Source organism: Kitasatospora sp. NPDC059160, from assembly GCF_042755465.1.
Lineage (GTDB): Bacteria > Actinomycetota > Actinomycetes > Streptomycetales > Streptomycetaceae > Kitasatospora.
This window is the reverse complement of record NZ_JBHZCN010000023.1, coordinates 11,670-32,719: the sequence shown is the minus strand read 5'-3', so window position 1 is coordinate 32,719 and position 21,050 is coordinate 11,670. Positions and strand designations below refer to the sequence as shown.

Genomic DNA, 21,050 nt, shown 5'->3' with positions numbered 1-21,050 from the left:
AGCTCACCGCTCGTCGCAGGTCGCGCGGGCCACCGGCCGTCCCCGGTGGCCCGAACGCCCAGTCCCCACTCAGCACGTCATCCGTCGGAGGCAGACCGTGATCCCGTTGTCGTTCGCGCAGCAGCGGCTGTGGTTCATCGAACAGCTGGAGGGCCCGAGCGCGCTCTACAACACCCCGTTCGCCGTCCGGCTGACCGGTGGGCTCGACGCCGCCGTCCTCACCCTCGCGCTGCGCGACGTGCTCGCCCGGCACGAGGTGCTGCGCACCACCTTCCCCGCCGTCGACGGCCGCCCGCAGCAGTCGATCGCCGAGCCGCAGAGCCCCGCCGTCACCGCCGTCGAGGTGGCCGCCGTCCCGGTCGCCGACGAGGCCGAGCTGACCGCCCGGCTCACCGCCGCGGCCGGGCACGTCTTCCACCTCGCGACCGAACTGCCCATCCGCTGCACGCTGTTCTCGCTCTCCGCCGAGGAGCACGTGCTGCTGGTCCTGATGCACCACATCGCCAGCGACGGCTGGTCCGTCCCCCCGCTCTTCCGCGACCTGGACACCGCCTACCGGGCCCGCCTCACCGGCGCCGCGCCGCAGTGGGAGCCGCTGCCCGTCCAGTACGCCGACTACACCCTCTGGCAACGCGAACTCCTCGGCGAGGAGGACGACCCGGAGAGCGTGGTCGCCACCCAACTCGCCCACTGGCAGCGCGCCCTGGCCGAGGCCCCGGAGGAGCTGGCCCTCCCCTACGACCGGCCGCGACCCGCCGCGCCCACCCGGCTCGGCGGCGCCGCCGAACTCGCCCTGGACGCCGAACTGTACGCGGACCTGGCCGAGTTGGCGGCGAAGGAACGGGCCAGCCTGTTCATGGTCCTCCAGGCCGCCGTCGCCACGCTGTACACCCGGCTCGGCGCCGGCACCGACCTCCCGCTGGGCACCGCGGTGGCCGGGCGCACCGACGAGGGCCTGGACGAGCTGGTCGGCTTCTTCGTCAACACCCTCGTCCTGCGCACCGACACCACCGGCGACCCCAGCTTCCGCGAGCTGCTGGCGCGCGTGCGCCTCCTCGACCTGGACGCCTTCGACCAGCAGGACGTGCCCTTCGAGCGCCTGGTCGAACAGCTCAACCCGGCCCGCGTCCCGGCCCGCCACCCGCTCTTCCAGACCATGCTGACGCTGGACAGCGACGAGGACCTCCCCGCCGACTTCGCCGGGCTCGCCTGCCGGGAACACGTCCTCGACCAGCACCTCGCCAAGTTCGACCTGTCCTTCGCCTTCGTCGAGCAGCACGACGCGCAGGGCGTCGCCAACGGCCTGACCGGCGCGGTGGAGTACGCGGCGGACCTCTTCGACCACACCACCGCCGCCACCCTCGGCGAGCGCCTCGCCCGGGTGCTGCGGGCGGCCGCCGCCGACCCGGACGCGCCGATCGGCACCATCGAGATCCTCGACCCGGCCGAGCGCGAGGACCTGCTGACCGGCCGGCACGGGCCGGTGGCGCAGCTTCCGGCCGGTTCCGTGCCCGAGCTGTTCGAGGCGCAGGCCGCCGCGACGCCCGAGGCCGTCGCCCTGGTCGCGGGCTCCACCGAGCTGACGTACGCCGAACTCAACGCCCGGGCCAACGGCCTGGCGCTGCGCCTGGTCGAGGCGGGCGTCGGCACCGAGACCCCCGTCGCCCTGCTGCTGGAGCGCTCCCCCGCCCTGGCCGTCGCCCTGCTGGCGGTGCTCAAGGCCGGCGGCAGCTACGTCCCGCTGGACGACGCCCAACCGCAGGAGCGCCTCGCGGCCGTGCTCGCCGACGCGGGCGCCCGGATCGCCGTCACCGACCGCGACCACCCCGCGCTGACCGGGCTGACCACCCTCGCGGTCGGCGAGGAGACCGCGGAGAACCTCGAACTCGCCATCCCGGACGCGCGGTTGGCCTACGTCATGCACACCTCCGGCTCCACCGGCACCCCCAAGGGCATCGGCATCACCCACCGCGCGATCGTCGACCTCGCCCTCGGCGGGGCCTTCACCGGGGAGCACCTCGCCCGGGTCGCGGTGCACTCCCCCACCGCCTTCGACGCCTCCACCTACGAGTTCTGGGCCCCGCTGCTCTCCGGCGGCCGTCTCGTCATCGCCCCGCCCGGGCGGCTCGGCGTCACCGAACTCGCCGACCTGCTCGGCCGGCAGCAGGTCTCCGGCGCCTTCATCACCGCAGGCCTGTTCAACGTGCTGGCCACCGAGGCCCCGCAGTCCTTCGCCGGGATGCGCGAGGTCTGGACCGGCGGGGACATCGCCTCACCGGCGGCCATGCGACGCGTCCTGGAAGCCTGCCCCGGGCTGAAGGTGGTGAACGCCTACGGCCCGACCGAGGCCACCACCTTCGCCACCCTCCGCGCGATGACCTCCCCCGCCGAGGTGCCGGCCGCCGTGGTGCCGATCGGCCGGCCGCTGCCCAACAGCCGGGTGTACGTCCTCGACGACGCCCTGCGGCCGGTCCCGGTCGGCGTCCCCGGCGAGCTCTACCTCGCCGGGCACGGCCTGGCCCGCGGCTACGTCGGCCGCCCCGCCCTCACCGCCGAACGCTTCGTCGCCGACCCGCACGGCGCGCCCGGCAGCCGGATGTACCGCACCGGCGACCTCGCCCGCTGGACCACCACAGGAGAACTGGAGTTCGTCGGTCGAACGGACGACCAGGTCAAGGTCCGCGGCTTCCGGATCGAACTCGCCGAGGTGGAGGCCGCGTTCGCCGCCCACCCGGCCGTCCGGCAGGCCTTCGCGACGGTCCGCCAGGACCAGCCCGGTGACAAGCGCCTGGTCGCCTACGTCACCGGCGACGCCCCGCTCGACGAGCTGCGCGCCTTCGTCACCGACCGGCTGCCCGGCTACATGGTCCCCGCCGCCGTCGTGACGCTGACCGCCCTCCCGGTCAACTCCAACGGCAAGGTCGACCGCCGCGCCCTCCCCGCCCCCGACTACTCCGCCGCCACCCCCGGCCGGGCGGCCCGCAACGCCACCGAGCAGACCCTGTGCGCGCTCTTCGCCGAGGTCCTCGGAACCGCCGAGCCGAGCATCGACGACAACTTCTTCGACCTGGGCGGGCACTCCCTCCTCGCCACCCGGCTCACCAGCCGCATCCGCACCGCCCTCGGCACCGAACTCCCCCTGCGCACCCTCTTCGACCACCCCACCATCGCCGCCCTCGCCCAGCACCTCGGCGCGGACACCACCCCGGGCCGGGCCGGGCTGACGGCGCGCACCCGCCCTGAGCCGGTACCGCTCTCCTACGCCCAGCAACGCCTCTGGTTCATCGACCAGTTCGAGGGCCCGAGCGCCCTCTACAACACCCCCTTCGCGCTCCGGCTCACCGGCCCGGTCGACACCGGGGCCCTGACCGCCGCCCTGCACGACCTGCTGGCCCGGCACGAGGTGCTGCGCACCCTCTTCCCGGTCGCCGACGGGCAGCCCCACCAGCTGGTCACCGACTCCGTCGAGCCCACCCTGACCGTCACCACCGTCGCCGACGAGACCGAGCTGGCCGGGCTGCTGGACCGGGCGAACGCGCACGCCTTCGACCTCGCCACCGAACTGCCCCTCCGGGCGGCGCTGTTCTCGCTGCCCGACGAGCGGCACGTGCTGCTGCTCCTGCTCCACCACATCGCCAGCGACGGCTGGTCCGTCGCCCCGCTCTTCCGCGACCTGGGCGAGGCCTACCGGGCCCGCTACCACGGAGACGCGCCCTCGTGGGAGCCGCTGCCCGTCCAGTACGCCGACTACACCCTCTGGCAGCGCGAACTCCTCGGCGACGAGGAGGACCGGGACAGCCTGATCGGGCGGCAACTCGCCTTCTGGCAGGCGTCCCTGGCCGACGCGCCGGAGGAACTGGCGCTGCCCTACGACCGGCCGCGACCGGCCGCGCCGAGCCACCGGGGCGAGCTGGTCGAGTTCACCGTCGACGCCGAACTGCACCAGCGGCTGGGCGAGTTGGCCACCGCCAACCGGGCCAGCCTGTTCATGGTCCTGCAAGCCGCCGTCGCCACCCTCTACACCCGCCTCGGCGCCGGCACCGACCTCCCGCTCGGCACCCCCGTCGCCGGACGCACCGACGAGGCGCTCAACGACCTGGTCGGCTTCTTCGTCAACACCCTCCTGCTGCGCACCGACACCTCCGGCGACCCCAGCTTCCGCGAACTCCTGGACCGGGTACGGCAGTCCGACCTCAACGCCTTCGAGCACCAGGACGTGCCCTTCGAGCGCCTGGTCGAACAGCTCAACCCCACCCGCACCCCGGCTCGCCACCCGCTCTTCCAGACCCTCATCGCCCTGGAGAACCAGGCGAAGGCGCCGCAGACCTTCGGCGGTCTCCCGTGCGGCGAGCTGGAGTTCGACCTCAACGTGGCCAAGTTCGACCTCTCCTTCGGCTTCGCCGAGCTGAGCGATTCGGCCGGACCGGGCGGACCAGGCGTACCGGGCGGCCTCTCCGGCGCGGTGGAGTACGCGGCGGACCTCTTCGACCACGCCACCGTCACCACCCTCGCCGAGCGCCTGCTGCGCGTCCTCCGGGCCGCCGTCACCGACCCGGACGCGCCGATCGGCACCATCGAGATCCTCGACCCGGCCGAGCGTGAGCAGCTGCTCTCCGGCTCGCACGGGCCGGTGGCGCAGCTTCCGGCGGGCACCGTGCCCGAGCTGTTCGAGGCCCGGGCCGCCGCGACGCCCGAGGCGATCGCCCTGGTCGCGGGCTCCACCGAGCTGACGTATGCCGAACTCAACGCCCGGGCCAACGGCCTGGCGCTGCGCCTGGCCGAGGCGGGCGTCGGCACCGAGACCCCAGTCGCCCTGCTGCTGGAGCGCTCCCCCGCCCTGGTCATCGCCCTGCTCGCGGTGCTCAAGGCCGGCGGCAGCTACGTCCCGCTGGACGACGCCCAACCGCAGGAGCGCCTCGCGGCCGTCCTCGCCGACGCGGGCGCCCGGATCGCCGTCACCGACCGCGACCACCCCGCACTGGCCGGACTGACCACCCTCACCGTCGGCGAGGAACGAGCCGCCAACCTCGAACTCGTGCCCACTGGCGAGCAGTTGGCCTACGTGATGCACACCTCCGGCTCCACCGGCACGCCGAAGGGCATCGGCGTCACCCACCGCTCCGTCGTCGACCTCGCCCTCGGCGGCACCTTCGCGGGCGGCGCCCACGAACGCGTCCTGGTCCACTCGCCCACCGCCTTCGACGCCTCCACCTACGAACTCTGGGCCCCGCTCCTCTCCGGCGGCCGTCTCGTCCTCGCCCCGCCCGGACGCCTCGGCGTCACCGAACTCACCGACACCCTCCAGCGCGGTGGCGTCACCGCCGCCTGGCTCACCGCCGGACTGTTCAACGTCATGGCCACCGAGGCGCCGACCCTCTTCACCGGCCTCCGGGAGGTGTGGACCGGTGGCGACGTGGTCTCCGCCGCCGCCGTCCGCCGCGTCATGACCGCCTGCCCCGGCCTGGCCGTGGTCGACGGCTACGGCCCGACCGAGACCACCACCTTCGCCACCCACCACCGGATGACCACCGCGGCCGAGGTGCCGGACAGCGTCCCGATCGGCCGCCCGCTCCCCAACACCCGGGCCTACGTGCTGGACGACGCCCTGCGGCCCGTCCCGGTCGGCGTCCCCGGCGAGCTCTACGTCACCGGACACGGCCTGGCCCGGGGCTACGTCGGCCGCCCGGCCCTCACCGCCGAACGCTTCGTCGCCGACCCCTACGGCGCCCCCGGCAGCCGGATGTACCGCACCGGCGACCTCGTCCGCCGCACCACCGAAGGCGTGCTGGAGTTCCTCGGCCGCGCCGACGACCAGGTCAAGATCCGCGGCTTCCGGATCGAGCTCGGCGAGGTCGAGGCCGCCCTCACCGCCCACCCCGCCGTCCGCCAGGCCCTCGCTCTGGTCCGCGAGGACCGGCCCGGCGACAAACGCCTGGTCGCCTACGTCACCGGCGACGCCACCCCCGGCGAACTGCGCGCCTTCGCAGGCGAGCGCCTCCCCGGCTACATGGTCCCGGCCGCCGTCCTCGTCCTCGACGCCCTCCCCGTCACCCCCAACGGCAAGGTCGACCGCCGCGCCCTGCCCGCCCCCGACTACACCGGCACCCCCGAGGGCCGCGCCCCCCGCACCAGCACCGAGCAGACCCTCTGCGCCCTGTTCGCCGAGACCCTCGGCCTGCCCGCCCTCGGCATCGACGACGACTTCTTCGCCCTCGGCGGCCACTCCCTCCTCGCCACCAAGCTGATCAGCCGGATCCGCACCGCCCTGGACGTCGAACTCCCCCTCCGCGCCCTCTTCGACCACCCCACCGTCGCCGCCCTGGCCACCACCCTGCCGACCGTCGACACCCCGGCCCGCCCGGCGTTGCGCCCGCAGGCCAGGCCCGCCCTGGTGCCGCTCTCCCCCGCCCAGCAACGCCTGTGGTTCATCGACCAGTTCGAGGGCCCGAGCGCGCTCTACAACACCCCGTTCGTCGCCCACCTCAGCGGAGAGATCGACCCCGAGGCCCTGGCCGGGGCCCTGACCGACGTGGTCGCCCGCCACGAGGTGCTGCGCACCACCTTCCCGGCCACCGACGGCCGGCCGCACCAGCTGATCGCCGCGCACGCCGAACCCGCCCTGCACACCCGCACGGTGGCCGACGAGGCGCAGCTGCGCGCCGCCGTCGCCGAGGCCACCGGCGCGGTGTTCCGGCTCGCCGAGGACCTGCCGATCCGGGTCTCGCTGTTCTCCCTGAACGCCGAACGGCACGCCCTGGTCGTCCTGCTGCACCACATCGCCAGCGACGGCTGGTCCGTCGGCCCGCTGCTGCGCGACCTGGACACCGCCTACCGGGCCCGCCTGGCCCACACGGAACCCGGCTGGCGGCCGCTGCCCGTCCAGTACGCCGACTACACCCTCTGGCAGCGCGGCCTGCTCGGCACCGCGGACGACCAGGACGGCGCCCAGCACACCCAACTCGCCCACTGGAAGCAGGCCCTGGCCGAGCTCCCGGAGGAGCTGGCGCTCCCGTACGACCGGCCGCGACCGGCCGCCCCTAGCCACCGGGCCGGGACGGTGGAGTACCGGCTGGACGCCGAACTGCACCGACGGCTCAGCGAGTTGGCCGCTGCCAACCGGGCCAGCCTGTTCATGGTCGTGCAGGCCGCCGTCGCCGCGCTGTACACCCGGCTCGGCGCCGGCACCGACCTCCCGCTCGGCACCCCCGTCGCCGGACGCACCGACGAAGCCCTCGACGACCTGGTCGGCTTCTTCGTCAACACCCTCGTCCTGCGCACCGACACCTCCGGCGACCCCGGCTTCCGCGAGCTGCTGGACCGGGTCCGCCGCACCGCCCTGGACGCCTTCGAGCACCAGGACCTCCCCTTCGAGCGCCTGGTCGAACAGCTCAACCCCACCCGCACCCCGGCCCGCCACCCGCTCTTCCAGACCGTCCTCACGGTGAGCAGCGGCCCGGCCCCCGCGCTCACCCTGGGCGGGGTCAGCGGGGTACTGGAGGGCGCGGGCGAGTCCCAGGCGCACTTCGACCTGAACTTCAACTTCACCGAGCAGCACGACGCGGACGGCACCCCGCTCGGCGTGGCCGCGGCCGTGGAGTACGCGGCGGACCTCTTCGACCACGCCACCGTCGCCACCCTCGCCGAGCGCCTGCTGCGCGTCCTGGAGGCCGCCGCCACCGACCCGGACGCGCCGATCGGCACCATCGAGATCCTCGACCCGGCCGAGCGCGAGCAGCTGCTCACCGGCTGGAACGACACCGCCGTCCCGATCGCCGACAGCACGCTGTCCGAGCTGTTCGAGGCCCGGGCGGCCGCCACCCCCGAGGCGGTGGCCGTGGTGTCCGACACCGGGCGGCTGAGCTACGCCGAACTCGACGCCCGGGCGGGCGCCCTGGCCGCCGTGCTGCTGGCCCGCGGGCTGGCGGTGGAGGAGCCGGTCGCGATCCTGATGGACCGCTCGGCCGAGCTGGTGACGGCGATCCTGGCGGTCACCAAGGCGGGCGGCACGTACGTCCCGCTGGACGCCCGGTACCCGCTGGACCGGATGCGGCACATCCTCGCCGACACCCGGGCGCAGCTCGTCCTGGTCGACCCGACCCACCGCGACCACCCGGTCCTCGACAGCGGCACCGACGGCACCGGCACCGGCCTCACCGCCCTCGACGTCACCGAGGCCCCCACCGGCCTCGCCCCCGCCGCCCGGACCCCCAACGCCCAGACCCCCGCCGGCCGCCGCTCCCACCCCGGCCAGCTGCTCTACGTGATGTACACCTCGGGCTCGACCGGCCTCCCCAAGGGCGTCGCGGTGACCCACCGCAACGTCGTCGACCTGCTCACCAACCCGCACTTCCACCAGGGCCACCACGAGAGCGTCCTGCTGCACTCGCCCACCGCCTTCGACGCCTCCACCACCGAGGTGTGGGCCCCGCTGGTGACCGGCGGGCGGATCGTGCTGGCCGCCCCCGGACAGCTCGACCTCCCCGCGCTGGCCGCGACCATCACCCGGCACGCCGTCACCCTGGTGCAGGCGCCCTCCGGTCTGCTGCGCCTGATGGCCGAGGAGACCCCGGAGGCGTTCCGCGGGGTGCGCCAGGTGTGGACCGGCGGTGACGTGGTGCCCCCGGAGGCCGTCCGGCAGCTGTTCCGGGCGTGCCCGGAGACGGACGTGGTGGCGGTGTACGCGCCGACGGAGACCACGGCCATCAAGACCACCTTCACCATGACGCCCGGCGGGCACGTCCCGGCCGTGGTGCCGATCGGCCGCCCGCTGGCCAACACCCGGGCGTACGTGCTGGACGACGCCCTGCGGCCCGTCCCCGCCGGGGTGCCCGGTGAGCTGTACCTCGCGGGCAACGGCCTGGCCCGGGGCTACGTCGGCCGCCCGGGCCTGACCTCGGAGCGCTTCGTGGCCTGCCCGTTCGGCGGCAAGGGCGAGCGGATGTACCGCACCGGCGACATCGTCCGGTGGAGCGCGGACGGCGTGCTGGAGTTCCTCGGCCGCGCCGACGACCAGGTGAAGATCCGCGGCTTCCGGATCGAGCCGGCCGAGGTGGAGGCGGCGCTGGCCGCCCACCCGGCGGTCGGGCACGCGGTGGCGACGGTCCGCGAGGACCAGCCCGGGGACAAGCGCCTGGTCGCCTACGTCACCGGCGACGCCACCCCCGGGGAACTGCGGACCTTCCTCGCCGACCGGGTGCCCGGCTACATGGTCCCGGCCGCGATCGTCACCCTGGACGCGCTGCCGGTCACCGCCAACGGCAAGGTGGACCGCCGCGCCCTGCCCGCCCCCGACTACTCCGGCACCCCCGAGGGCCGCGCCCCCCGCAGCACCGCCGAACGGGCCCTGTGCGCCCTGTTCGCCGAGACCCTCGGCCTGCCCGCCCTGAGCATCGACGACGACTTCTTCGCCCTGGGCGGCCACTCCCTGCTCGCCACCAAGCTGATCAGCCGGATCCGCACCGCCCTGGACGTCGAACTCCCCATCCGCGCCCTCTTCGACCACCCGACCGTGGCCGCCCTGGCCGGCCACCTGGGCGAGGGCACCGGCCCGGTCCGCGCCCGGCTGCTGCCCCGGCCGCGCCCGGAGCTGGTCCCGCTCTCCCACGCCCAGCAGCGCCTCTGGTTCATCGACCAGTTCGAGGGCCCGAGCGCGCTCTACAACACCCCGCTCGTGCTCCGGATCGACGGCACCCTGGACGCCGACGCCCTGGCCGGCGCCCTGGCCGACGTGGTCGCCCGGCACGAGGTGCTGCGCACCACCTTCCCCGGCGCCGACGGCCGGCCGCACCAGCTGGTCGCCCCGAGCGCCGAACCCGCCCTGCACACCCGCACGGTGGCCGACGAGGCGCAGCTGCGGGCCGCGCTGGCCGCCGCGAGCCGGGAGGCCTTCGACCTGGCCGTCGAACTCCCGCTGCGGGCCACGCTGTTCTCCCTGCCGCAGGGCGAGCAGGCACTGCTGGTGCTGATGCACCACATCGTCAGCGACGGCTGGTCCGTCGGCCCGCTGCTGCGCGACCTGGACACCGCCTACCGGGCCCGCCGCGCGAACGCGGAGCCCGACTGGCGGCCGCTGCCCGTCCAGTACGCCGACTACGCCCTCTGGCAGCGCGAGCTGCTCGGCGCGGAGGACGACCCGGACGGCGCCCAGCACCGCCAACTCGCCTACTGGCAGCGGGCACTGGCCGGTCTCCCGGAGGAGCTGACGCTCCCCTACGACCGCAAGCGGCCGCTGTCACCCACCCGCCGCGGGGACACCGTGGAGTTCCGGCTCTCGGCCGAACTCCACGCCTCCGTCGTCGAGTTGGCACGGGAGAGCCGTACCAGCGTGTTCATGGTGGTGCAGGCCGCGTTGGCCGCCACCCTGGGCCGGCTGGGCGCGGGCACCGACATCCCGCTCGGCACCCCGGTCGCCGGACGCACCGACGAGGCGCTGGACGAGCTGATCGGCTTCTTCGTCAACACCCTGGTGCTGCGCGCCGACCTCTCCGGCGACCCGAGCTTCCACGAGCTGCTGGAGCGGGTGCGGCAGGCCAACCTGGACGCCTTCGAGCACCAGGACGTGCCCTTCGAGCGGCTGGTCGAGGTGCTGAACCCGGCCCGCTCGACGGCCCGGCACCCGCTGTTCCAGGTGATGCTGACCTTCGCCGCCGGGCCCGAGGCCGAGGCCGCCCTCGACTTCGCCGGCCTGCCCGCCCGGGTGGAGCCCTCGGCGGCCGAACTCGCCAAGTTCGACCTGGCCTTCGGTTTCAGCGAGCGGCTGGCCGCCGACGGTTCCCCGGCCGGGATCGGCGTGGTCGTCGAGTTCGCCGAGGAGCTGTTCGACCCGGCCACGGTGACGGCGGTCGGCGAGCGCTTCGAGCGGCTGCTGACCGCCGTGCTGGCCGACCCGGCCCGCCCGGTCGACGCGGCGGAGATCCTCGACCCCGCCGAGCGGGCCCTGATCCTGGACCACTGGAGCGCGCCCACCGATCGGCCCACGGCCGCCGAACCCCGCACCCTCCCGGAGCTGTTCGCGGCCCAGGCGGCCCGGACCCCGCAGGCCGTGGCGGTGGTCGACGAGGACGAGCGGATCGACTACGCCGAACTGGACGCCCGGGCGAACCGGCTGGCCCGGCTCCTCGCCGCCCGCGGCGTCGGCCCCGAGCGCCTGGTGGCGCTGGCGCTGCCCCGCTCGGTGGAGCTGGTGGTCGCCGTGCTCGCGGTGCTCAAGGCCGGCGGCGCCTACGTGCCGATCGACCCGGACTACCCGGCCGACCGGATCGCCTACACCCTGGCCGACTCCGCGCCCGCGCTGCTGCTCACCACCACCGCGGCCGCCGGCCGACTGCCCGACCCCCAGCTGCCCTTGTTGCTGCTCGACGCCCCGGGGACGGCCGCCGAACTGGCCCGGACGCCCGCCGAGGCCCCCTCCCCCGCCCCCGCGCTCGGCCCGGACCACCCGGCGTACGTCATCTACACCTCGGGCTCGACCGGCCGGCCGAAGGGCGTGGTGATCCCGCACCGCAACGTCGCCCGGCTGTTCGCCGCCACCGACCACTGGTTCGCCCCGGGCCCGCAGGACGTCTGGACCCTGTTCCACTCCTACGCCTTCGACTTCTCGGTCTGGGAGCTGTGGGGCGCGCTGCTGCACGGCGGCCGCCTGGTCGTGGTGCCCTTCGGGACCAGCCGTTCGCCCCGGGAGTTCCTGGAGCTGCTGGTGCGCGAGCGGGTCACCGTCCTCAACCAGACCCCGTCCGCCTTCTACCAGTTGATGCAGGCCGACCAGGAGGAGCCGGAACTCGGCTCCCGGCTCGCCCTGCGCCGGGTGGTGTTCGGCGGCGAGGCGCTCGACCTGGCCCGGCTGGCGCCCTGGTACGAGCGGCACGCCGAGGACGCGCCGGTGCTGGTCAACATGTACGGCATCACCGAGACCACGGTGCACGTCTCCTACCGCCCGCTGGACACCGCCACGGCCGCCGGGCAGTCCCGGTCGCTGATCGGCGCCGGCATCCCGGACCTGCGGCTGTACCTGCTGGACTCCCGGCTGCGCCCGGTGCCCGCCGGGGTGCCCGGCGAACTGTACGTCGCCGGGGCCGGCCTGGCCCGCGGCTACCTGGGCCGCCCGGCGCTGACCGCCGAGCGCTTCGTCGCCGACCCGTTCGGCGCCCCCGGCACCCGGATGTACCGCACCGGCGACCTGGCCCGCTGGACGGCCTCCGGCGAACTGGACTACCTGGGCCGGATCGACGCCCAGGTGAAGATCCGCGGCTTCCGGATCGAGCTGGGCGAGATCGGCTCGGTGCTCAGCCGCCGTCCCGAAGTGGCCTCCGCCGCCGTGGTGGTGCGCGAGGACGCCCCGGGCGAGAAGCGCCTGGTCGGCTACCTGGTGCCGGCCCCGGACGCCGGGGCGCCGGACCTGGACGCGCTGCGCACCCACCTGGCCGCCGAGCTGCCGGACTACATGCTGCCCGCCGCCCTGGTGCCGCTGGAACGCCTGCCGCTGACCCCCAACGGCAAGCTCGACGAGCGGGCGCTGCCCGCCCCCGAGCCGGGCCGGGCGGGCGGCGGCCGCGCGCCGCGCACCCCGCTGGAGGAGGTGCTCTGCGGGCTGTTCGCCGACGTGCTCGGCCTGGAGCGGGTCGGCATCGACGACAACTTCTTCGAGCTGGGCGGCCATTCACTGCTGGCCGGGCGCCTGGTCGCCGGGCTGCGCGAGCTGACCGGCAGCGCCGGACTCGGCGTCCGGGCGCTGTTCCGGGCGCCGACCGTCGCCGGGCTGGCCGACCTGCTGGCCGCGGCCCGGGACGGCGCCCCCGCCGAGGAGGACTTCCCGGTGCTGCTGCCGATCCGCACCCGCGGCACGCGCCCGCCGCTGTTCTGCGTGCACCCGGCGGCCGGGATCAGCTGGGTGTACACCGGCCTGCTGCGCCACCTGGACGCCGAGCAGCCGATCTACGGCCTCCAGGCCCCCGGCCTGGCCGACCTCTCCCGCCACCCGGCGAGCCTGGCGGAGATGGCCCGCGACTACCTGGCCGAACTGCGCTCGGTGCGCCCCGAGGGCCCGTACGCCCTGCTGGGCTGGTCCTTCGGCGGCCCGGTCGCCCACGCCGTGGCGGCGCTGCTGCGGGAACAGGGCGAGCGGGTCGACCTGCTCGCCGTGCTGGACGGCTACCCCGAGCTGGACGAGTACGCCCGGATCACCGGCGCCTCCCCCGACCGGATCACCGGCGGCTCCCGCCCCCGTTCCACCGAGGGCTCCCCCGACCGCGACCCGGCGCTGCTCGCCGCGATCCTGGAGTCCCTCGGGCAGCAGGCCGGCGAGATCACCGACTGGCCCGCCGACGAGGCGGGCTACGCCGAGCTGGTCCGGCACGGCGCCGGCCCGCTGGCCGGGCTGAGCGGCGCCGGGGTGGCCCGGGTGGTCGAGGTCTTCCTGGCCAACCTGGCGCTGGCCGGCGACGCCCCGCTGCCCGGCTACGACGGCGACGCGCTGGTCTTCGTCGCCACCCAGGACCGCCCGGCCGACGCCCCCGACCCCGAGAGCTGGCGGCCCCACGTGGGCGGCCGGCTGGAGGTCCACCACGTGCCCAGCACCCACGGCGCGATGACCGGCCCGGAGGCCCTCGCGGTCATCGGCCCGGTGCTCGCCCAGCGCCTGCGCGACCCCGCGCAGGCCCCCACGCCCCGCCCCTGAGCCTCCCCTCACCACCGCACCACCCCGCACCACCGCGACACCCCCCGCACCACCACGCCAAGCGGCCGCGACCCGGCCCACACGAGGAATGGACACACCGATGCAGACTGCCGTCATCCCCGACACCTGGCGCGGCGTCACCCCGGCGCCGATCTCGTCGACCGACGCCTACAACGGCTTCATCGCCGCCAACGTGATCTTCGCGCTGGACCGGATCGGCGTGCTGGAGCAGATCGGCCGCGGCGAGGCGCTGTCCGCCGCCACGGCCACCTCCCAGCGCGGCGACACCGCCCGCACCGAGGCCGTGCTGCGCGCCGCCGCCGACTACGGCTACCTCAAGGCCGACGGCGCCGGCTACCTGCCCACCGAGGCGGGCATCGAGATCGCCGCCGCCCGCGGCTACTTCACCTGGGCGGTCGGCGGCTACCACGACGTGTTCGGCCGCGCCGGGCACCTGAGCACCGGCTCGCACCACTACAACCAGGACGTGTACCGCGACGAGGCGATGGTCGCCCTCGGCTCCGCCCAGTGCGACCAGTCGATGTTCGCCGCGCAGCTCACCGACGTGCTCTCCGGCATCGACTTCCGCACCATCGCCGACCTGGGCAGCGGCACCTCCGCCCGGGTGCGCCGGGTGGTCTCCCAGCGCGAGGGCAGCCGCGGCCTGGGCATCGACATCAGCCGCCCGGCCACCGACATCGCCCGCGCCGACATCGCCGCCGCCGGGATGCAGGACCGGGTCACCGCCGTCCGGGCCGACGTGCTGGGCCTGCTCGGCACCCAGATCGACAACGACGCCGAGGCCGCCGAGGTGGCCGAGGTCGACACCGTGATGAGCTTCTTCCTGCTGCACGACCTGCTCGCCGACCCGAGTACCCGCTCCTCGATCTTCACCCGGATGCGCGAGGCCTTCCCCAAGGCCCGCACCTTCGTGCTCGGCGACACCATGCTGCGCGGCCCGGGCGAGTCCCAGAGCGCGATGCCGGTCTTCTCGGTCGGCTTCGAACTGGCCCACGCGATGATGGGCGTGCCGCTGCACACCAAGGAGACCTACGAGCAGCTGTTCACCGACGCCGGGCTGCGGATCGACCGGGTCGAGGCGCTGGCCACCCCGCACAGCTGGCTCTACGTCCTCCAGGCCGACTGATGGCCGCCGCAGCCGGGGCCGCACACCTGCTGGCCCAGAACGAGCACCCGTACCCGCCGCTGCCGTCCGTGCTGACCGCCCTGGCGGGGGCGGTCGGCGACCTGAACCGCTACCCGGACTTCCGCCCGGAGCGCTTCGCCCGGATCATCGCCGACTGGCAGGACGTCCCGGCCGCGCAGGTCGTGGTCGGCCACGGCTCGGCCGGCGTCGCCCTGGACCTCTTCCATTCCGTCGTCCGCCCCGGCGACAACGTGGTGCACTCGGACCCCTGCTTCGACGCGTACCCGCTGTTCTGCGCGATCGCCGGCGCCGAGTCCCGGTCCGTCCCGCTCGGCCCGGACGCCCGGCACGACCTGGCCGCGATGGCCGGCCGGGTGGACGGGCGCACCCGGATCATCGTGCTGTGCAACCCGCACAACCCGACCGGCACGGTCTACTCCTGGGCGGAACTGACCGACTTCTTCCGCAAGGTGCCGGCCACCGCGCTGATCCTGCTGGACGAGGCCTACGTCGACTTCGCCCGGGGCTGGGCCGCCCCGGCGGTGCCCGACCGGATCGCCGAGTGGCCCAACCTGGTGGTGCTGCGCACCCTCTCCAAGTCGCACGGCCTCGCCGCGCTGCGGATCGGCTACGCCGTCGCCGAGGAGTCGGTGGCGCGGCGGGTGCGCGACGTCCAGGTGCCGTACGCGGTGAACCGGCTCCAGGAGGCGGGCCTGCTGGCCGCCGTCGCCGCCCAGGACGAGGTGGACCGGCGGATCGCCGAGATCGCCGCCGAACGCGACCGGCTGCGGGCCGAACTGCTCGCCCTGGGCCGGTCGGTGCCGCCGAGCCTGACCAACTTCCTCTGGGTGACGGCACCTTCACCCGAGGAGCAGCTCCCGGTCAAGGCGGAGCTGGAGCGGCTCGGGGTGGCCGTCCGCTTCTACCCGGGCCAGGGCATCCGGATCGCCGTCGGCGAGAAGGACGCCGTCGACGCCGTGATCGAGGGCTTCACCCGCGCCCACCGGGCCGCCGGCGCACCGCCCCGCTAGGCCTGCCAGACCCGCTGGACCCGCTGGACCCGCTGGACCCGCACCACCCACCGCACACGCAGCAGTCAAGGACAGGACAGGACATGCACCCACTTCTGGCGCGGCCGGAGTTCCGGCTCTACATCGCGGGACAGACGCTGTCCGTCCTCGGGGACAGCGCGCTCTTCATCGCCCTCGGCATCTGGGCCAAGGTCCTGACGGGGAGCAGCTCGGCGGCCGGTCTGGTCATGTTCTGCTACGCCGTCCCGATGCTGCTGCTGCCGCTCGGCGGCCTGGTCGCCGACCGGGTCCGCCGACGGCCGCTGCTGGTCGCGGTCAACCTCGGTCTGGCGGTGGCGGTTTCGCCGCTGCTGCTGGTCGACGGCCGCGGCCACCTGTGGATCATCTACGGCACCGCGGTGCTCTACGGGCTGGCCGGGGCCGTCCTCACCCCGGCCCAGAGCGCGATGCTGCGCACCATTCTGACGGAGCGTCAAGACTTCGGCGCGGCCGTCGGGTTCACCCAGACCATGCGGGCGGGCACCACCCTGGTCGCGCCGCTGGTCGGCTCCGGCCTGTACGGGTGGCTCGGCGGCCGGGCCGTCGCCCTGGTCGACATCGGCATCCTGCTCGCGGCCGCGCTCGCCTTCCTGGCGCTGCGGGTGCCCGAGTCCAAGCCGGAGCCGTCCGGGCGGCACTGGCGCACCGAGGTGCTGGCGGGCTTCCAGCACCTGCGCTCCACCGCCTCGCTGCTGCCGCTGCTGATCGCGACCACCGCCACCGCGACCGTGCTCAGCTTCCTCCAGCCGGTGCTGTTCTCGCTCATCCAGCACGGACTGGGCCGCTCGCCGCAGTTCCTGGGCGTGCTGGAGACGGTGGAGGCGGTCGGGGCGCTCGGCGGCTCGGTGCTGGGCGGCGTCCTGATCGGCAAGCTCGGCCCCCGCAGGACCGTCATGCTCGGCTCGGCCACCTTCGGGGTCGGCGCCCTGCTGCTGCTGGCGCCCTCGGTGTGGGTGGTGGCGGCCGGTCTGCTGATCGCCGGGGCCGGCATGCCGGCCGGCGTGGTCGGCCTGGCCACCGCCGCCCAGTCGCTGACCCCGCCGCAGCTGATGGGCCGCACCCAGGCGGCCGTCAACCTCGCCCTCACCGCCCCGCAGGCGATCGCCATCGGCGTCGGCGCCGGCCTGGTGGCCGCGCTGGACTTCCGCACGGTGCTGGTCGCCATGGTGATCGGCGCGCTGCTGTCCGGCCTCTACCTGCTGGGCAAGCCCGACGCGGCGATCGAGGACGACGAGGACGAGGTGGAGTCGGCGGAGCAGCCCGCCGGAGAGCTCACCCCGGCCCAGGCCCAGGCCCCGGCCGAGGAGACCGAGCCCGCCCCGCGCCTCCAGTCCACCTGACCGTCCCGCACCTCCCGTCCCGCACCACCCAGGCCCGCACCACGCCACCGGCCCACCCGGCGGCGGCCCTGCCGCACCGCACCGCCGCCGGGGCGGGCCTCCGCGCACTCCTCACGAGAGAGCCCCTCAGATGCCCGACCGTTCCTCTCCCGAGCTCCCCACCGACCTCACCGACCTCACCGACCTCACCACCGACACCGGGGAGCCGCTCGAACTCGCCCTGGACCACGTCGAGTTCTACGTCACCGACCTCGCCGCCGACGTCGCCCGGCTGACCGCGGAGTACGGCTTCGACCTGCTCGTCCCGCCCACCGAGCGCGGCGCGAGCGCCGAGCGCTGCGTCTCCGCCCTGCTCGGCCAGGCCGCGATCCGGCTGCTGCTCACCCAGCCGCTGGCCGCCGGCCACCCGGCCACCGCCTACCTGGCCCGGCACGAGGACGGCGTGGCCGCACTGGCCCTGCGGGTCCCGGACGCCACCGCCGCCTACCGCGCGCTGACCGGGCGGGGCGCCGACGGGCTGCGCCCGCCGCAGGCCGCGGACGGCTGTGTCACCGCCGTGGTCGGCGCCTTCGGCGACGTGGTGCACACCCTGATCGAGCGGGGCCCGGACGTCCCCGCCGACCGGATCCCCGGCCTGCCCGACGCACCGCCCGTGACCGGTGCCGCGGAGGTGGGCCTGCGCTCCGTCGACCACTTCGCGGTCTGCGTCCCCTCCGGCGAGCTGCGCGCGACCGTCCGGCACTACCAGGAGGTCTTCGGCTTCCGGATGGTCTTCGAGGAGCGGATCGAGGTCGGCGCCCTCGGCATGGACTCGATGGTCGTGCAGAGCCCCGACCACAGCGTCACCCTCACCCTGATCGAGCCGCTCACCCCGGACGCCGGCGGCCAGATCGCCTCCTTCCTCGCCGACCACGGCGGCGCCGGGGTCCAGCACGTGGCCTTCTCCTCCCAGGACGCCGTCCACTCCGTCTCCACCATGGCCGCCCGCGGCGTGCCCTTCCTGCGCACCCCGAGCACCTACTTCGACGCCCTGCCCGCCCGGCTGACCCCGCTGCGGCACTCCTTCGACCAGCTGCGCGAGCTGAACCTGCTGGTCGACCAGGACCACGACGGCCAGCTGTTCCAGATCTTCACCCGCTCCCAGCACCCCCGCGGCACCTTCTTCTTCGAGGTGATCGAGCGCATCCGGGCCCGCAACTTCGGCAGCAACAACATCCGCGCCCTCTACGAGGCCGTCGAACTCCAGCGCAACGCCAGCGAAGTATCCGGATGAGCGCGCCGGTCCTGACCCCGCCGGGCGCGGGCACCGCCGCGCCGCGGCAGCCGCTGTCCGTGGCCGAGTACGAGCGGGTGGCCCGGGCCGCGCTGAGCGCCCCGGTCTGGGACTGGCTGGCCGGCGGTGCGGAGCAGGAGCGCACCCTGGCCGCCAACCGGGCGGCCTTCGACCGGCAGGCCGTGGTGCCCCGGGTGCTCGCCGACGTCTCCGCCTGCGACACCTCCGCGACCCTGGTGGCCAGCCGCTCGGCCCTGCCGGTGGCGGTGGCGCCGATCGCCTACCACCGGCTGTTCCACCCCGAGGGGGAACTCGCCTCGGCCCGGGCGGCCGCCGCGGCGGGGGTGCCGTTCACCGTCGGCACGCTCAGCAGCGTCGGCTTCGAGGAGCTGGCCGCGACCGGGGCCACGCTCTGGTTCCAGCTGTACTGGCTGCGCGACCGGGCCCGGCTGCTCGACCTGGTCGCGGCGGCCGAGGCGGCGGGCAGCGAGTGCCTGGTCGTCACCGCCGACGTGCCGTACATGGGCCGCCGGCTGCGCGACGCCCGCAACGCCTTCGCCCTGCCCGGGGACGTCCGCGCGGCACTGCTGGAGGGCGGCGCCGCCGGGCGGGCGCACCGGAGCACCGCCGAGGTCTCGGCGGTGGCCGCGCACACCGCCGAGCTGCTCTCCCCCGCCGTCACCTGGGCGGACCTCGGCTGGCTGCGCGAGCACACCCGGCTGCCGCTGGTGGTCAAGGGGGTGCTCGACCCGTCGGACGCCCTGCGGGCCGCCGAGCTGGGCGCCTCCGCGGTGGTGGTCTCCAACCACGGCGGCCGCCAACTCGACCGGGCGGTGCCCTCGTTGACGGCCCTGCCGGCCGTCGCCGAGGCGCTGGCCGGGCGCGGCTGCCAGGTGCTGCTGGACAGCGGGGTGCGTGGCGGCGCGGACGTGCTCACCGCGCTGGCCCTCGGGGCGTCCGGGGTGCTGCTCGGCCGCCCGGCGATCTGGGGCCTGGCGGCCGCCGGCGAACCGGGCTGCGCCCGGGTGCTGGAGCTGCTGGCCGCCGAGCTTCGCCACGCCCTCGGCCTGGCCGGCTGCGCCGACCTGACCGCCGCCGCCGAGCTGCGCACCACCTCCCTGCCCTGCCCCGCCTGGAGTGCCCCGTGACCGTCACCGCCCCGCCGCACGAGCTGCGGCTGACCGACCTGCACCCCTCCCTCGCCGACCCGGCGATGACCTCGATGAACCTGCTCAACGAGATCTCCATCCGCTACCCGGAGGCGGTCTCCTTCGCGGCCGGCCGCCCGGCCGAGCAGTTCTTCGACCTGGACGCCGTCCACCGGTACCTGGACCGCTACACCGCGCACCTGCGCGGCGAGCGCGGCCTGTCCGAGGAGCAGGCCCGGCGCCAGGTGCTCCAGTACGGGCGGACCAAGGGGATCATCCACGAGCTGATCGCCGCGCACCTCTCGGTGGACGAGGGCATCGAGGTGCCCGCCGAGTCGGTCGTGGTGACGGTCGGCTGCCAGGAGGCGATGTTCCTGGTGCTGCGGGCGCTGCGCCGCGGCCCCGAGGACGTGGTGCTGGCCGTCTCGCCCACCTACGTCGGGCTGACCGGCGCCGCCCTGCTGGCGGACCTGCCGGTGCGGCCGGTGGCCGACGGCCCGGACGGGCTCGACCTCGCCGACCTGCGCCGGCAGCTGGCCGACGCCCGGGCCGAGGGGCTGCGCCCCCGGGCGCTCTACCTGGTCCCGGACGTGGCCAACCCGAGCGGCGCCAGCCTGCCGCTGGACCTGCGCCGGGAGCTGCTGGAGCTGGCCGCCGAGGAGGACTTCCTGGTCCTGGAGGACAACCCGTACTGCGTGTTCGCGGGCGAGGAGCGGCTGCCCTCGCTCAAGGCGCTGGACACCGCACGGCGGGTGGTCCACCTCGGGTCCTTCGCCAAGACGGCCCTCCCGGGCGCCCGGGTCGGCTACGTGGTCGCGGACCAGCTGGTGGCGGACGGCGCGGGCGGCAGCGTCCTGCTGGCCGACCTGCTCGGCATGGTCAAGAGCATGACCACGGTGAACACCTCGCCGATCGCCCAGGCCGTGATCGGCGGCGCGCTGCTCGAACACGGCCACAGCCTGCGGGCCGCCAACACCGAGGTCGCCGCGCTCTACCGGCGCAACCTCGCCCTGGTGCTGGCGGGCCTGGCCCGGCGCTTCCCGCCGGGCGGCGGGGTGACCTGGAACGAGCCGCGCGGCGGCTTCTTCCTGGTGCTCACGGTGCCGTGCGTGGTGGACGACGCCCTGCTGGAGCTCTCCGCCTCGCGGTACGGGGTGATCTGGACGCCGATGTCCCACTTCTACCCCGGTGCGGGCGGGGAGCGCCAACTGCGGCTCTCCGTCAGCCAGGTGGACCCGGCGACCGTCGACCGGGGCCTGGACGGCCTGGCCGCGCTGCTCGCCGCCCGGTCCTGAGCCGGGGCGCCGAGGGTGCGGCGCCTGGACTCCAGGGCGGCCCACAGGTCGTCGTCCGCGGTGACGACTGCACCCAGGACGACATCCGAGTGGCCGGCGATGAAC

General features: G+C 75.1%; 7 protein-coding genes. All 7 read left to right on the top strand.

Annotation, left to right across the window (positions count from 1 at the left end; all coding sequences use genetic code 11):
- Positions 1–97: 97 nt before the first annotated feature.
- The 7 genes from ACFXOZ_RS12490 (at position 98) to ACFXOZ_RS12460 (ending at position 20,945) form a co-directional block, all read left to right on the top strand.
- Complete coding sequence (locus tag ACFXOZ_RS12490; RefSeq protein ID WP_380589769.1) at positions 98–13,672, top strand: amino acid adenylation domain-containing protein; 13,575 nt, start codon at positions 98–100, stop codon at positions 13,670–13,672.
- Between the two features lie 100 nt (positions 13,673–13,772).
- Complete coding sequence (locus ACFXOZ_RS12485; protein WP_375891663.1) at positions 13,773–14,819, top strand: SAM-dependent methyltransferase; 1,047 nt, start codon at positions 13,773–13,775, stop codon at positions 14,817–14,819.
- Entirely contained in the window at positions 14,819–15,850 is a 1,032-nt protein-coding gene (locus tag ACFXOZ_RS12480; RefSeq protein ID WP_380522690.1) for an aminotransferase class I/II-fold pyridoxal phosphate-dependent enzyme, read from the top strand. The genes ACFXOZ_RS12485 and ACFXOZ_RS12480 overlap by 1 nt, the downstream gene beginning before the upstream one ends.
- A gap of 83 nt (positions 15,851–15,933) precedes the next feature.
- Positions 15,934–17,229, top strand: coding sequence for an MFS transporter (locus ACFXOZ_RS12475; protein ID WP_380522691.1), 1,296 nt, complete (start codon positions 15,934–15,936; stop codon positions 17,227–17,229).
- Positions 17,230–17,359: 130 nt separating this feature from the next.
- Positions 17,360–18,502, top strand: coding sequence for a 4-hydroxyphenylpyruvate dioxygenase (gene hppD, locus ACFXOZ_RS12470; protein WP_380589766.1), 1,143 nt, complete (start codon positions 17,360–17,362; stop codon positions 18,500–18,502).
- The gene (locus tag ACFXOZ_RS12465) at positions 18,499–19,650 is read left to right on the top strand and encodes an alpha-hydroxy acid oxidase (protein ID WP_380589763.1); all 1,152 of its coding nucleotides are present in this window, start codon (positions 18,499–18,501) and stop codon (positions 19,648–19,650) included. The genes hppD and ACFXOZ_RS12465 overlap by 4 nt, the downstream gene beginning before the upstream one ends.
- A 65-nt stretch (positions 19,651–19,715) precedes the next feature.
- A complete protein-coding gene (locus tag ACFXOZ_RS12460; RefSeq protein ID WP_380589846.1) occupies positions 19,716–20,945 on the top strand; it encodes a PLP-dependent aminotransferase family protein in 1,230 nt (409 codons plus the stop codon).
- The last annotated feature ends 105 nt before the right edge of the window (positions 20,946–21,050 follow it).